At 49.8% G+C, this 13,749-nt stretch carries 13 protein-coding genes; 3 read left to right on the top strand and 10 right to left on the bottom strand.

The annotated features are described in order from the left end of the window. Nucleotides 1-1,452 (top strand): TrkH family potassium uptake protein, encoded by a 1,452-nt coding sequence (locus FXF61_RS14715; protein WP_151183340.1) that lies wholly within the window; start codon nt 1-3, stop codon nt 1,450-1,452. Between the two features lie 49 nt (nt 1,453-1,501). On the opposite strand, the gene FXF61_RS14710 is transcribed toward FXF61_RS14715, so the two are convergent. Further along, the gene (locus FXF61_RS14710) at nt 1,502-2,038 is read right to left on the bottom strand and encodes a gamma carbonic anhydrase family protein (protein ID WP_151185956.1); all 537 of its coding nucleotides are present in this window, start codon (nt 2,036-2,038) and stop codon (nt 1,502-1,504) included. A gap of 99 nt (nt 2,039-2,137) precedes the next feature. Here FXF61_RS14710 and prlC point away from each other — a divergent pair, with 99 nt between their 5' ends. Together prlC and FXF61_RS14700 are read left to right on the top strand one after the other, a co-directional pair. After that, nucleotides 2,138-4,189, top strand: coding sequence for an oligopeptidase A (gene prlC / locus FXF61_RS14705; RefSeq protein ID WP_151185955.1), 2,052 nt, complete (start codon nt 2,138-2,140; stop codon nt 4,187-4,189). Nucleotides 4,190-4,203: 14 nt separating this feature from the next. Continuing rightward, the gene (locus FXF61_RS14700) at nt 4,204-4,494 is read left to right on the top strand and encodes a YheV family putative zinc ribbon protein (RefSeq protein WP_151185954.1); all 291 of its coding nucleotides are present in this window, start codon (nt 4,204-4,206) and stop codon (nt 4,492-4,494) included. Nucleotides 4,495-4,547: 53 nt separating this feature from the next. Here the strand turns inward: FXF61_RS14700 and FXF61_RS14695 are convergent, their stop codons facing one another. The 9 genes from FXF61_RS14695 to nudE all read right to left on the bottom strand — a co-directional run bounded on the left by FXF61_RS14695 (nt 4,548) and on the right by nudE (nt 13,740). Further along, nucleotides 4,548-5,516, bottom strand: coding sequence for a cytochrome-c peroxidase (locus tag FXF61_RS14695; RefSeq protein WP_371921519.1), 969 nt, complete (start codon nt 5,514-5,516; stop codon nt 4,548-4,550). A 162-nt stretch (nt 5,517-5,678) separates the two neighbouring features. Further along, the gene (locus FXF61_RS14690; protein WP_151185952.1) at nt 5,679-7,439 is read right to left on the bottom strand and encodes a SulP family inorganic anion transporter; all 1,761 of its coding nucleotides are present in this window, start codon (nt 7,437-7,439) and stop codon (nt 5,679-5,681) included. Between the two features lie 2 nt (nt 7,440-7,441). Continuing rightward, nucleotides 7,442-9,178: a bifunctional protein tyrosine phosphatase family protein/NAD(P)/FAD-dependent oxidoreductase gene (locus tag FXF61_RS14685; protein ID WP_151185951.1), complete on the bottom strand. Its 1,737-nt coding sequence runs from the start codon at nt 9,176-9,178 to the stop codon at nt 7,442-7,444. Between the two features lie 16 nt (nt 9,179-9,194). After that, complete coding sequence (locus FXF61_RS14680) at nt 9,195-10,058, bottom strand: MBL fold metallo-hydrolase (protein ID WP_151185950.1); 864 nt, start codon at nt 10,056-10,058, stop codon at nt 9,195-9,197. A 156-nt stretch (nt 10,059-10,214) separates the two neighbouring features. Next, on the bottom strand, nt 10,215-10,418 hold the full coding sequence (locus FXF61_RS14675) for a DUF2892 domain-containing protein (protein ID WP_151185949.1): 204 nt from the start codon (nt 10,416-10,418) through the stop codon (nt 10,215-10,217). 107 nt (nt 10,419-10,525) lie between these two features. After that, nucleotides 10,526-10,849 carry a metalloregulator ArsR/SmtB family transcription factor gene (locus FXF61_RS14670; RefSeq protein WP_151185948.1) on the bottom strand — a complete coding sequence of 108 codons (324 nt, stop codon included), beginning with the start codon at nt 10,847-10,849 and terminating at the stop codon, nt 10,526-10,528. Nucleotides 10,850-11,084: 235 nt separating this feature from the next. Next, complete coding sequence (locus tag FXF61_RS14665) at nt 11,085-12,263, bottom strand: YbfB/YjiJ family MFS transporter (protein WP_151185947.1); 1,179 nt, start codon at nt 12,261-12,263, stop codon at nt 11,085-11,087. Nucleotides 12,264-12,343: 80 nt separating this feature from the next. Beyond that, nucleotides 12,344-13,177, bottom strand: coding sequence for a 3'(2'),5'-bisphosphate nucleotidase CysQ (gene cysQ, locus FXF61_RS14660; protein ID WP_151185946.1), 834 nt, complete (start codon nt 13,175-13,177; stop codon nt 12,344-12,346). After that, on the bottom strand, nt 13,174-13,740 hold the full coding sequence (gene nudE / locus FXF61_RS14655) for an ADP compounds hydrolase NudE (protein WP_151185945.1): 567 nt from the start codon (nt 13,738-13,740) through the stop codon (nt 13,174-13,176). The genes cysQ and nudE overlap by 4 nt, the downstream gene beginning before the upstream one ends. Nucleotides 13,741-13,749 lie beyond the last annotated feature (9 nt).

Here is a 13,749-nt window from a genome sequence, read left to right as displayed (position 1 = left end):
ATGCACTTTGCCGCGATTGGTCGAATTCTTGGCGTTTTACTGATGCTGTTTAGCCTCAGCCATGTCCCTCCATTGTTGATTGCTTTGTATGATGGCGGCGGCTCCAGCTCAAGCTTTCTTTGGGCCTTTGCCATCACGGTATTAACTGGGCTGTTTATTTGGCTGCCAGTACGCAGCGCGCGCGCTGAATTGCGGGTACGCGATGGCTATTTAATTACCGCTCTATTCTGGATCGTACTGGGCACCTTCGGGGCCATTCCTTTTCTGCTCTCGCCCAGTCCCGATATGGGCATCAGCGAATCGCTGTTTGAGGCTTTTTCTGGGTTAAGCACCACCGGCGCCACAGTGCTGACCGGAATTGATCAATTGCCGCGCTCTATTCTCTATTATCGTCAGCAACTGCAATGGCTCGGCGGCATGGGGATCGTGGTGCTGGCTGTCGCCATTATGCCGATGCTTGGCGTGGGTGGTATGCAGCTGTATCGCACAGAAATGCCAGGCCCACTGAAAGACAATAAACTGTCACCACGCATTGCTGACACAGCAAAAACATTATGGCTGATTTATTGCGCGCTAACTTTGCTCTGCGCTCTGGCCTATTGGGCTGCGGGCATGAACCTCTTTGATGCCATTGGTCACAGCTTCTCAACCGTTGCCATTGGTGGTTTTTCCACCCATGACGCCAGTATTGGTTACTTTGATAGCTCTCTGATTGAAATGATCTGTATCTTCTTCATGGTTATTTCAGGGATGAACTTTGCTTTGCACTTTTTAGCCTTGCGCAGCCGTTCACTTAAAGCCTATTTAACTGATCCAGAGTGTCAAACCTATCTGAAGATTTTGGCCGCCGTGATTGTCGTTGCGACCGTTGTCTTGGTCATCTATAACCACTATGACAATCCATTACTGTCATTACGCTACGCCGCTTTCCAAGTGGTATCAGTAGCGACCACCACAGGTTTTGGCATCACTGACTTCAGTCTCTGGCCGAGTTTTTTGCCATTTTTATTGCTGTACACCACCTTTATTGGTGCCTGTGCCGGCTCCACTGGTGGTGGCATGAAGGTGATGCGCGTAATGCTCCTGTATCGCCAAGGCCAGCGTGAGATTCAGCGCCTGTTACACCCTAACGGTGTGTTTACCATTAAGCTGGGTAAGCGCAAAGTGCCTGACCGTGTGATTGAATCAGTCTGGGGCTTTTGTGTGGTATATATGGTGACGTTCTTTACCATGATGCTGGCGTTGCTGGCCTGCGAACTGGACCCGATCACTGCCTTCTCAGCATTAGCGTCGTGCATGAATAACCTCGGCCCCGCGCTGGGTGACGCTACCGCACACTATGGCAGCCTACCCGATGCCGCACACCTGATTCTCAGTTTGGCCATGATTCTCGGGCGCCTTGAAGTGTTCTCCTTGCTGATTCTATTATCACCAGCCTTTTGGCGTTACTAAAGTGCAACGCTGCTCAGGCCTGATACCTGAGTAGCGCCCAGCTACAGGCTTATTGCGTTTGCGCCAGATACTCATCCTTCAAACGCACGTAATTGGCAGCAGTATAGGTAAAGTAGGTCATTTCTTGCTCAGTCAGCGCGCGCACTCGCTGTGCTGGACGGCCCACATATAAATAACCTCTGGTGAGATGTTTACCCGGCGGCACTAAACTGCCTGCACCCAGCACCACATCATCGTCGATACGTGCGCCATCCATAACGATCGACGCCATACCAATCAACACCCGTGAGCCAATGCTGCAACCATGTAGCAAGGCCTGATGACCAATAGTGACATCGTCACCAATTGTCAGCGGATAACCTTCGGGGTTATACGGCCCCGCATGGGTGATATGCAACACACTGCCATCTTGCACGCTACTGCGCGCACCAATGCGAATCCGGTGCATATCACCACGAATCACCGCCTGCGGCCACACCGAACAATCATCAGCTAACTGCACATCACCAATCACCACTGCACTGGGGTCAATAAATACCCGACTTCCACACTGTGGTAATATTTGGTTATAGATTCTAATCGACACAATAGAAACCTTAGGCCGCGTAGGCACTGATTTGTATTAAGATAGACACATGATTGGCCCGATACAGGCCATCCCTTTTTTGTATTTACAGGTATTCCCGTGACTGATCAAGACAATCCTCTGCTGCAAGATTTCGACCTACCCACCTATTCTGTTATTCGGCCTGAGCATGTTGAGCCGGCCATCGATACGATTTTAGCTGATAGCCGTGCGGCCATTGAGCATTTATTAAGCACACAAGAGCAACCCACATGGGACAGCTTGGTGCTACCGATGGACGAACTCGGCGCGCGCCTAGGCGAAGCTTGGAGCCCAGTCAGTCACCTCAACGCTGTCTGCAACAGCCCAGAGCTGCGCGTTGCCTATGAGGCCTGCCTGCCTAAACTGTCTGAATTCTGGACTGAGCTTGGGCAAAATCGCGCCCTGTTTGATGCCTATCAAGCGCTGGCCAATAGCCCTGCCGCTGAGCAGTTTTCAGTTGCGCAGAAAACTATTTTAGAACATGAGCTGCGCGATTTTCGTTTATCGGGTATTGATCTCGAGCCGGCTAAACAAAAGCGCTATGGTGAGATTCAAATGCGCCTCTCGGATCTATCCAGCAGCTTTTCTAATAACGTGCTGGATGCCACCCAAGCCTGGACCAAGCATATTACTGACGAGCAGGCCTTAGCTGGTTTAACCGATTCTGCTAAAGAACAAATGGCTCAAGCCGCGCAAGATAAAGAACTGGATGGCTGGTTAATTACCCTTGAGTTCCCCAGCTATTATGCTGTGATGACTTACGCTGACGACCGCAACCTGCGCGAAGAGGTCTACCGTGCCTACAGCACGCGCGCCTCTGATCAAGGCCCCAATGCAGGTCAACTGGATAACTCACCGGTGATGGCTGAGATCCTTGATTTACGCCTAGAGCTGGCGCAGTTACTGGACTTTAAGAACTACAGCGAGCTGTCACTGAGCACCAAAATGGCTGAATCAACCGAGCAAGTCTTAACCTTCTTGCACGATTTAGCCGAGCGTAGCAAACCTTCTGCTGAGCAAGATCTAACTGAGCTGCGCGCCTTTGCTGCAGAGCATAATGTCAGTGATTTAAACAGCTGGGATGTGGGTTACTTCAGCGAAAAATTGCGTGAACAGCGCTATGACATCAGTGAAGAAGAACTGCGTGCTTACTTCCCCATCGATAAAGTTCTCAGCGGCCTGTTTGCCATTGTTGAACAACTATACGGCATTAAAATCACTGAGCTGAGCGACTTTGATAGCTGGCATCCAGATGTGCGCCTGTTTGAAATCACTGAAGATGGCAAGCATGTGGGACGCTTCTTCTTTGACCTGTACGCCCGCTCACACAAGCGTGGCGGCGCATGGATGGATGGCTCACGTGACAAATTCCGCGCTTCATGCGGGACTCTGGTTAACCCAATTGCTTACCTGGTATGCAACTTCACTCCAGCCAGCCAAGGCAAACCTGCGCTGCTAACCCATGATGAAGTCACTACCTTATTCCACGAATTTGGCCATGGCCTGCACCATTTGCTGACCCGCATTGAGTTTGCTGGTGCATCTGGGATCAACGGTGTTGCTTGGGATGCGGTCGAGCTACCCAGCCAATTTATGGAAAACTGGTGCTGGGAGCCGGAAGGCTTGGCTCTGATTTCTGGGCACTACGAAACACACGAGGTTTTGCCTAAAGTACTTTTAGATAAAATGCTTGCCGCGCGCAACTTCCAGTCCGGCTTGATGATGTTGCGCCAGCTGGAGTTTTCCCTGTTCGACTTTGAATTGCATAGCAGCCATGGTGATGGCCGCAGCGTATTGGATGTTCTCAACGCAGTGCGTGAGCAAGTGGCAGTGATGACACCACCGAGCTGGAACCGTTTTGCCAACAGCTTTGCGCATATTTTTGCTGGTGGCTACGCTGCCGGTTATTACAGCTACAAGTGGGCCGAAGTGCTATCAGCTGATGCGTTCTCACGTTTTGAAGAAGAGGGTGTGCTCAACCCAGACACAGGCCGTGCGTTTCGTGATGCCATCCTCGCTAAAGGTGGCTCACAATCACCCATGCAACTGTTTATCGAATTTCGCGGACGCGAGCCGAGCATTGATGCGTTACTGCGTCACAGCGGCCTGAGCGACCCTCACGCGGCATAACAGAAGAGGTCATCATGACTACGCCAAGTAATACGCCAGAGACTGAAACTAAAAAACGCTTTATCGCCGGTGCGGTATGTCCAGCCTGTCAGGTGATGGATGGCATTCGCATGTGGGATGTAGATGATGTACCCCACCGCGATTGTGTGCACTGTGGATACAGCGATACTCTGAATGCCGATGGCAATTCCATTCCCAATGAATTACCGACGCGAGTGAATGTCAGCGCCTTACAAAAGCCCAAAGAGGCGAAAAGCCAAACGCTGCAGTTTTTCCCTAATCCTAAGTTGAAAAAAACAAAATAGTTTTATCCCAGCAATAAAAAACGGCCCGCAGGCCGTTTTTTATTGTCTGAGTATCAGTTGCTTACTTTAGCAAATGGCTCTGGACGTGGTGTCTCAGGTGTGGACGGTGGCAGCATTGGAATAACAAAACTTGGCTGGTCACCAGTTAGGCTTTTCATAAATGCTGTGATCTGACTGATCTGATCTTTTTCAAGTTTACGTCCCAGCTGTAAACGTGCCATCACATCAACTGCATCATCTAAATTCCAATACGCGCCATCATGGAAGTAGGGGTAGGTTAATTCTACGTTACGCAGCGTTGGTACTTTAAACTTAAAGCGGTCTAAATCATTACCGGTTAAGCCAGCAACACCTTCTGCCGGGTTATTGGTCACATACTCTTCAAATAAACCCATTTTCTGGAAAGAGTTACCGCCGACTGCTGGACCGTTATGGCACGCAGTACAGCCAATTTCTTTAAATAACTTATAACCTGCTTTGGCATCAGCAGTCAGTGCATCTTCATCGCCTTTGAGCCACTGATCAAAAGGGGCATTTGGCGTTACTAAGGTTTCTTCAAACTCAGCAATAGCATCTGTTACTTCATTGATAGTAATTTTATCAACGTTGTACACATCTTTAAACGACTGCACATACTGTGGAATCGAGGCTAAAACACCCACCGCTAAATTATGGGTAAAGCCCATTTCCATTGGATTTTCAATGGGGCCACCGGCCTGTTCTTGCAGGTCAGCAGCACGGCCATCCCAGAACTGCGCTAAGTTTAAGCTGGAGTTCAAAACGGTTGGCGAGTTGATCGGACCTTCTTGCCAATTGTGACCAATCGAGGTTGGCAAGTTATCACTGCCACCCATGCTCAAGTTATGGCACGAGTTGCAAGAAATAAAACCAGACTTCGATAAACGCGGGTCAAAAAACAACTGCTTACCCAACTCAACCTTTGCCTGATCAGTCACCACATAGGCCTCAATCGGTTGAATCGGCTCGTTCGTTTGTGGCGCAGCCAGTACGCCAACACTCATGCTCACAGAGAGCGCTAATACAGATAATCTAAGCATCAGGTTATTCCTCGATGGTATTGAATATTTTTCTTGCAACTATCATGCTTGATAGCTGTCAGACGAAAGTTGATCCTAGTCAAAAAAGTGTGCGTCACTTCTCACTAAATATAACTTTGCTGCATTTTAGCGAAGATCAAATTGAACCAACTCATTCACTCGCGCCGCTTTCGCCACACTGGATGCATCTAGTACTTGCATGGCTGCATATTGGCTCACAAACACCTGCCCACCAAAGTGCTGAAGAAACTCTGAACGGCGCAATTGATCCATCACAGGGCCTTTTACTTCAGACAAATGCAACTGCACACCAGCAACCTTTAAACGCTCAACAATAGCTTCCAAACTATCTAGGGCGCTGGCATCAATTAAGTTGACCCCTGAGCACATCAGCACCAAATTCTTACAGTTTGGGTAATCCACCAGCAGCTGAGTAATGCTCTCTTCTAAATAACGCGCATTGGGAAAGTAAAGACTCTCATCAACCCGTAATGACACCACTGAGTCACTTTGCACCACAGCAAAGCGTTCAATATTGCGAAAGTGCTCACTGCCCGGCAGCTGTCCAACAACTGCCATATGCGGCCGACTGGTCCGCCATAAAAATAGCAGCAAAGATAAACCAACACCCAGCATGATGCCGATTTCAACACCCATAAACAGCACCCCAACCATGGTGGCTGCTTGCGCGATAAAGTCTTGTTTAGAAAAGCGCCACGTGCGTTTTAAAGAAGCCAAGTCAACCAGACTAAGTACAGCCACAATAATGGTTGCAGCCAACACTGCATGCGGCAGATTATGAAATAAAGGTGTAAAGAATAAGGCGGTGATAGCAATGCCGACAGCGGTCAATATGCCCGCCATCGGCGTGCGCGCACCGGCATCAAAGTTAACAATCGAGCGGGAAAAGCCACCGGTAACAGGAAAGCCGCCACTGATGGCCGCAGCAATGTTTGCCGTACCTAAACCCACTAGCTCTTGGTTCGGGTCAATGCGCTCACGACGTTTTGCCGCCAATGTTTGCGCAACAGAGACTGACTCAACGAAACCAACAAGGCTGATCAATAACGCTGCTGGCAATAGCTGCATAGCCAACTGCAAATCCATTGTCGGCAGCTGCAAAACCGGCAACCCTTCAGGCACACTACCCACCACCCGTACACCGCTATCAGCTAAGTTAAACAGGGTGACCGCCAGCACTGAGACAATAATCGTCAACACTGGGCCTGTTTTAGTCAGGCTATCCGCCCACCCAGAGCTCAATCCTAAAGCCAGCAATAGCCCTTTTAGACGCGTACGTACGAGCTGCAAAAACAGCAAGCACAGACCTCCAATCACTAATGTTGGCGCATTAATAGCAGGTAGTTGTGCAGCCAGTGAAGGCAACAATTGCAGCACTGTTTGTCCATCGGCCTGCACCCCTAAAATATGCTTAAGCTGGCTTAATGCGATCAATATGCCGGAGGCGCTGATAAAACCTGAAATGACTGGATGGCTTAGAAAATTAGCCAAAAACCCCAGTCGCATCACTGCCATCAACAGCAATATCAGGCCAGATAGTGCTGCTAACAGCATCGCCGCACCAATATAGGCTGCAGAGCCTGCTGCAAACATCGGCGCCAAGGCGGCTGCGGTCATCAATGAAATCACAGCAACCGGCCCCACCGCCAAGGTGCGGCTGGAGCCGAATATTGCATACAAGACAAGCGGCGCAATACTGGCATACAAGCCAGTAATAGGCGGTAAGCCCGCCAGCATGGCGTAGGCTAAACTTTGCGGAATCAACATCAAAGTTACGATAACCGCAGCTAAGCCATCCTTGCCTGCGGTCGCTCGGTCATAAGACGCTGCCCAGTCGATGCAGGGCAGCCAACGCTTTAACTTCAATCTTAGCGCCTCGCCTCAAAATCACAGGCTTTTTCAGCTGTCGGTCGATGCGGCTCATGATCAAGAATAGTGGGTTTAACTAACCACTCACGCCCTTTGAGCAACATATCGAAATAAATCGACGGCATAAAACGGGCTTTAAGTTGCCAAGCTGAACGGCGCGCCACCCGCGAATCAACGGGGAAAGTCGGCAATAGCTTACCGCCATAACCAAACTCAGCCAAAATTGCTTTACCACGCTCAACCACCAATGGGCAGGCGCCATAGCCATCGTACACCGCGCGAACACTACGGTTGGCTAGGACAGCAATAATGTTTTCAGCAACCACTGGTGCTTGCTTACGCACGGCCGCTGCGGTTTTAGCATTGGGGGCTGAACATACATCACCAAGGCTAAACACATTACCAAAGCGCGGATGCCGCAGTGTATCGTGATGCACTTCCAACCAGCCCGCCGCATCGGCTAAAACACTTTCACGAACAAAGCGCGGTGCACGCTGAGGCGGCACAACATGTAAAAAATCAAAAGATTTCTCGACGCGCTGCTGATTACCTTCAGCATCAGTGACGTCAAACCATGCTTTACCTGCTTCACCATCAACTTGAACTAAGTTGTGATGAAAATTAAGTTGTGTCTGATATTTTTTAATGTACTGCATTAATGATGGAACATAGTGCTCGACACCAAATAAGGCGCCCGCCGCAGTACAAAACTCAGTCTCAATATGATTAAGCACGTCTTCCTTCAACCACCAATCAGCCGACATATAAAGCGCTTTCTGTGGCGCACCCGCACATTTAATCGGCATCGGGGGCTGGGTGAAAATTGCACGTCCTTTGCGTAAGTTTTGCACTAACTGCCACGTGTATGGCGCCAGCTCTATAGCATAGTTCGAAGTTACCCCATTCTTGCCCAGGGTTTCTCGCAAGCCTTTAATCGCGTCCCAGTGCAGCTTCAAACCCGGACAGACAATTAAAGTGCGATAAGCCAATTGACTACCATCTTCCAGCACCACCACATTGTGCTCAGGTAAAAAACCCGTTACCGCAGCACGAATCCATTGTGCTTTTTCTGGAATGCATTGTGACATCGCACGTTCAGTATGCGAACGGGTATAAGTCCCCGCAGCGACCATAGTCCAGCCCGGCTGATAGTAATGCTGCTCGCTTGGCTCGATCACACCAATGCGCAAATTAGCATCGCGTTTAAGTAAGCTCGCAGTCACCGCACAACCTGCAGTACCGCCCCCAATGACCAAGACATCGTAACGATTGGTGTGCGCGACATGCGCGGCATCGGGGACATACACTTGTTCAGTCCAACGTTGCTGTAAGCGTGGCACGAGGCCAGTAAGGTCATAGCCAACAGTTTGTGCTGCCGCCAGTATTGCTGGCGCTCTTAAATGATGCGCCTCGCTCAGCGCCCACAAGCTCGATGAGCGCGTTCCGGTACGACAAAAAGCCAATACAGGTCCTTTTACTTGGGCTAATAACTGCGCAAAATCACTGACATTTTCATCACTGATTTGCCCAGCAACCACAGGCAAATAATGGTATTGCAAGCCAGACGCTTGCGCAGCAGCAGCCATTTCAGCGTTACTTGGCTGGTCTTCGCCTTCACCATCTGGACGATTATTTATGACTGTCACAAAGCCTGAAGCGGCAACAGAGGCCATATGTGTCGGTTGTATTTGCCCAATAACAGATAAAAAAGGCGTGAGTTGTTTGACTGCTTCCATCAGCATGTCTCCACTATTACAGTGAGTTGAGGGGAATTTTCAAATAGCGTACACCGTTATCTTCAGCAGGTGGCAACTCCCCTGCGCGCATATTCACTTGTACCGATGGCAGAATTAAAGTTGGCATCGATAAGGTTGCATCACGAGCGGTACGCATAGCGACAAACTCATCAGCACTAACCCCCTCTCGCACATGAATATTGTGCTGACGCTCAGCAGCAATTGTCGTTTCGTTACAATGCTCTTCACGCCCTGGTGCCTTATAGTCATGGCACAAAAATACGCGTGTGCTATCAGGCAATTCAAATAAGCGCTGAATAGACGCATATAACGTACGCGCATCGCCACCCGGAAAGTCACAGCGTGCAGTACCATAATCCGGCATAAACAGGGTGTCTCCAACAAAAACAGCATCACCAATCACGTAACTCAAGCATGCTGGCGTGTGCCCAGGTGTGTGCATCACCTGTACAGAGAGCCCGCCAACATTCAAGATATCGCCTTCGCTCAGCAAGCGATCAAACTGGCTGCCATCGGTAGTAAACTGCGGTTCAGCGTTAAAAATTTTGGCAAACACCTTTTGCACGGTCGTAATCTTTGCACCAATCGCCAATTGCCCACCCAACTGCTGCTTAAGATAAGGCGCTGCCGATAGATGGTCTGCATGCACATGGGTTTCTAACAGCCATTCTACTGTGAGCTTTTGTTCGCGAACAAAAGCTACAATCTCTTCAGCACTTTGCGTATTAGTGCGGCCGGATGCTGGATCATAGTCAAGCACTGAATCAATGACGGCACATGACTGTGAAGCGGGATCACGTACGACATAACTATAGGTAGAGGTTGCTGGATCAAAAAAACTTGTCACTTCAGGTCGCATAAAATCACCCTCTTGAAAGACCGAATGAACATGCAACTGATCATACACAGCATTTGGAATATACTTATAACAATTTATACTATGACTCTAATAGCCATAACACAGACAGAAAAAAGGCACCTTAAAGGTGCCTTTTTTGTTTCAATCATTCAGCTGCTATTTTTTATCGCAGCCTTTATCACCACAGGTTTTTACACCAATGATGCTATAAGCAGGGCAGCTGCCTAATGCGCCAGTAACAATCGGTACAATACCGAGCCAGCCCCACCAACCAACCACGCCTGTCAGCGCTAGACCTACTAAAACCAGCCCTACAATAATGCGCAGAGCGCGATCAATTGAACCCATATTTTTTTTCATGATAATTCCTCACTGCCGTTTTAGAGATGATATCTCATTTACACTATACAACAGTATAAATTATCTGTATGCGTCTAATTGCCCTACAAGGCTGTCACACAGGTCTTTTATTCATCCTCACCGCAGTAAATCTGATAAAGCGTTTCAATAATCGACATCGCCTGCGGGCTGCTGATGCTGTAATAAATCTGCCGACCATTACGGCGTGTACCCACCAAGCCTTCACGGCGCAACACACCGAGCTGTTGCGATAAGGTTGGCTGTACAATTTCTAGACGCTCTTCAAGTTCGCCTACATTCATTTCACCATGCACTAATTGGCACAGCAGCAGAAGTCGGTCGGGATTACCCAACGCTTTCAAAAGCTGCCCCGCTGCACCTGCATTATCACGCAGCTGGTCAATATTCATCAAAGGAGCCGAATCATTCATTTACTACACCCTAAAGCGAGTCTCAATCGGAGCAATATCTAGATGGCGTTAAGCACTGCAAGGCACACACCTAAAACAGCCCAACTCGTTTTTATCATTTTCAAGTAATAGTACCCTATTCTAATGCATTATTAGAATGAGCATACGTTGGTAGCGTATCAGCGACCTCAAATTCGGTAGCATTTTTACATGCCTTTCGATAGAGACACATTGTCGCAGAACAAGAATATTTTGCTCAACTTTTTTCAGGCACCAATAAAGCCCAAATCAGGCCCCACAATAAAGCACCAGCACCCAACCAGAACGCACCTTGCAGCGTGCCGCTGGCAGCCAGCCATTGCGCGGTCAACCACGGTCCTGTGAGCTGAGTAAAACCATACAAAGCCACCAGCGCCGCTGATAAGCGCGGCCCTTGATGAGGATGTAATGTGCGCGCTAAGCGCTGAGTGAGTAACACCGTGCCTAAAAACGTGCCACCAACCAGCAAGGCACAAAGCACCACGCCCCAAGCCGCAGGTAGTAACAACACCGCCAAGACACCAAGCAACTGCAAAATGTAATTTAAACGCAGCGCCAGCGCATCGCCGATACGTGCACCCAACTTGTTCCAGACCCAGGGCGCCGGCAAGGTCGCTAAAGCCACCAGCAACCAGCTGCCATCCACTAAAAAACTGCTCGGTTCAAGTTGCAAACTGGCCAGCATCGGCAAAAAGGTCATCGGTAAAATATAACCCAGACCAGCACCGGCATAAGATAAAAACAATGGTGTGCTGGCACGATCAAGCAAGCGCGACGAGGGCGCATTGCCATTACTATCAGTCGGCAAATCCAGCGGCGGCGGAATATCCAGCACCGCCAACTGCCGCCAGCCCCACCATGCCAAGGGTACACTGAGAAGAAAAGCAGGCCACCAACGCTCAGCACCCTGCAGCCATTGCGCCGGCACAGCGACCAACGCACTGGATACCAGCAAACCAACGCCAACCCCTAAATACACCAATCCACTGGCAGTGGCTCGGCCATGTCGCGCGAGCCACTCTAAAATCAAGGATGGTGCCTGCACAAAAACAATACCGTTAGTGATGCCATTAATTAGGCGTAACGCCGATAACGTCTCAGCCGTTTCCGCTTGAGTCTGCAGCAAGGTGCAAACAACGTTAATCGCTAACGCCCAAGGCAAGACCTTATGAATCTGCGCTACACGGTGCCAACGCATGGCTAACAAGGCGCCAGTCAAATAACCCAGATAGTTCCAACTGGCAACATCTGCGCCCTGCTTTAGCGTCAGCAAGCCATCTTCAACCAACCACGGCAGCAACGGGGTGTAAATAAAACGTCCTAAGGTGTGCACCACCAGCAGCACTAAAGCACCGGCAATAATTACCCGTAACAGGTCTGGCGTTTTCTCAGTCATAATTATTTTCTTATTATTAATGGAACAGTCGGCAACGCGTGTATAACCGCTGCTTTGTGACATGAGCAGTCATAGTACGCCTACGGTCTAGATTTTTCAGCCATTGCTAATTGCGCTAAGAATGCATCTCGCCACACAGCCTTCTTTGGTAGGGCTACAAAAAACGGATTCAAGTAGCTGTCCTGCGCGGCATAGGTTAATGGCTGCCCTTGTAGATTGAGCACTTGACCGCCTGCACCCTCAAGCACCCCTTGCGCGGCAGCAGTATCCCACTGCGAAGTCGGCGCGAGGCGCGGATAAAGATCAGCAACACCTTCAGCCATCTGGCAAAACTTCAGTGAACTACCCACATTGACTAAGCGCAGCGCCGGATAATCTGCCTGCAAGCCCTGCAGTAACGCCTCTTGTTCAGGACTGCTATGACGCTTACTGGCCACCACCACGAGTTCATCCTGTGGTGCGCTGCGCATTTGCAATGCACGCGTTTTACCGTCGGCATCAAGGCAATGTGCACCATACCCAGCGCCGCCGTAATAAATGCTGCCTATGACCGGCACGCCGACCACACCAAATACCACCTGCCCCTGTTCAATCAGCGCCACATTGACCGTGTACTCAGCACTACCACTGATAAATTCTTTAGTGCCATCCAGTGGATCAACCAGCCACCAGCGTGTCCATTGTTGACGCTGCGCTAAAGCAATAGCGCAATCTTCTTCCGAGAGCACGGGAATGCTGCTATCTAACCCTGCCAAGCCTGCTGCCAAAATATGATGCGCCGCCATATCAGCCGCAGTAATCGGCGACTCATCGGACTTGGTTTCTACCGCTACATTCACCTGCCAATAGGGCAGAGTAGCTTGGCCTGCTGCCTGCACCAGTTCAAGCACAGGGCAAATCAATTCATGCATCATGCTTGAAACTCTCCACGCTGCTGCAGCAAGTCACGCACCACATACATCGCCGCTAGCGCACGTCCTTCAGAAAACTGCGGATGCTCAAGCAAGCCCAGCAAGTTACGCAAACTGACTTTATCAACACGCATCACTTCGGGCTCATCACCTGCTAAGCGTGACGGGTATAAATCACGCGCCAGCACCACGTTAATACGCTGGCTCATATAGCCAGGCGATAAACTCAGCTCAGTTATATACTCCAAAGAGCGCGCGGCAAACCCTGCTTCTTCTTGCAGCTCACGATTGGCCGCTTGCAATGCATCTTCACCAGGATCAATCAGGCCTTTGGGCAGTGACAACTCATAGGCATCGCTGCCTGCACAATACTCTTCAATCAACAGCACATGCTCATCGTCAAACATCGCGACAATCATCACCGCACCTAAGCCACCGGCTTTACCACGCAAACGCTCATAGGTGCGCTCGACACCATTGCTAAAGCGCAGCTGTAATTGTTCAACGCGAAAAATTCGGCTGCGCGCCACTTCTTCACAGGACAAAATGACTGGTTTTTCTCGCATAACAAAACT

It is taken from the genome of Pseudomonas sp. C27(2019) (assembly GCF_008807395.1).
GTDB lineage: Bacteria > Pseudomonadota > Gammaproteobacteria > Pseudomonadales > Pseudomonadaceae > Denitrificimonas.
This window is presented reverse-complemented; position numbering and strand designations above follow the sequence as displayed.

Bases quoted from the DNA above. Each gene is read 5' to 3' on its own strand.
- FXF61_RS14715 (WP_151183340.1), top strand. From the start codon at position 1: ATGCACTTTGCCGCGATTGGTCGAATTCTTGGCGTTTTACTGATGCTG.
- FXF61_RS14700 (WP_151185954.1), top strand. From the start codon at position 4,204: ATGACTACGCCAAGTAATACGCCAGAGACTGAAACTAAAAAACGCTTT.
- FXF61_RS14695 (WP_371921519.1), bottom strand. From the start codon at position 5,516: ATGAGTGTTGGCGTACTGGCTGCGCCACAAACGAACGAGCCGATTCAA.
- FXF61_RS14685 (WP_151185951.1), bottom strand. From the start codon at position 9,178: ATGGAAGCAGTCAAACAACTCACGCCTTTTTTATCTGTTATTGGGCAA.
- FXF61_RS14680 (WP_151185950.1), bottom strand. From the start codon at position 10,058: ATGCGACCTGAAGTGACAAGTTTTTTTGATCCAGCAACCTCTACCTAT.
- FXF61_RS14675 (WP_151185949.1), bottom strand. From the start codon at position 10,418: ATGAAAAAAAATATGGGTTCAATTGATCGCGCTCTGCGCATTATTGTA.
- FXF61_RS14670 (WP_151185948.1), bottom strand. From the start codon at position 10,849: ATGAATGATTCGGCTCCTTTGATGAATATTGACCAGCTGCGTGATAAT.
- FXF61_RS14665 (WP_151185947.1), bottom strand. From the start codon at position 12,263: ATGACTGAGAAAACGCCAGACCTGTTACGGGTAATTATTGCCGGTGCT.
- cysQ (WP_151185946.1), bottom strand. From the start codon at position 13,177: ATGATGCATGAATTGATTTGCCCTGTGCTTGAACTGGTGCAGGCAGCA.
- nudE (WP_151185945.1), bottom strand. From the start codon at position 13,740: ATGCGAGAAAAACCAGTCATTTTGTCCTGTGAAGAAGTGGCGCGCAGC.